This is a genomic window from Pelomicrobium sp. G1 (assembly GCF_051905455.1).
Lineage (GTDB): Bacteria > Pseudomonadota > Gammaproteobacteria > Burkholderiales > UBA6910 > Pelomicrobium.
This window is the reverse complement of record NZ_JBQACR010000125.1, coordinates 1-412: the sequence shown is the minus strand read 5'-3', so window position 1 is coordinate 412 and position 412 is coordinate 1. Positions and strand designations below refer to the sequence as shown.

Here is a 412-nt window from a genome sequence, read left to right as displayed (position 1 = left end):
AGCAACCGGGCGGCGCGCCGCCGCTGTCGGCGACTCACCAGGCGATCGCTGAAGCCATCGCCGAGGCATTCGGCTGGCGACCGATTTTGCCGATCGAGACGTACCCAGCCAAGGTCTCGCCGGCGCTCCTCGCCCACGAGCGCCTTGCAGCCGGACTCGTGAACTGGCCCGAACCTGGGCCGGGGGTCATCGAAGTGCTGGCGAAAGCGGACTCCAGCACCTTGCGCCTGCAGGCCGAGCTGGACGCTGGCGCCCGCGTTTTCGGCGAGGTGCGGCTCGCCGCCGATCTTCACGCCCAGCCCGGCGAGGCCCTGGAGCAGTTGGCGGCCTGCCTGCGAGGGCGGTCGCTGGAGGACGGGGTAGCGCGCGCCGCCGGACTGATCGAGGCGGGCGCCGTTGAAGTGCCGGGGCT

1 protein-coding gene is annotated in these 412 nt (G+C 72.1%); it reads left to right on the top strand.

Annotated features, from left to right (window positions below; translation table 11 throughout):
- Positions 1-86 precede the first annotated feature (86 nt).
- On the top strand, positions 87-412 hold a 326-nt coding region (locus tag ACTFO6_RS17800), incomplete at its 3' end, for a hypothetical protein (protein WP_439935754.1).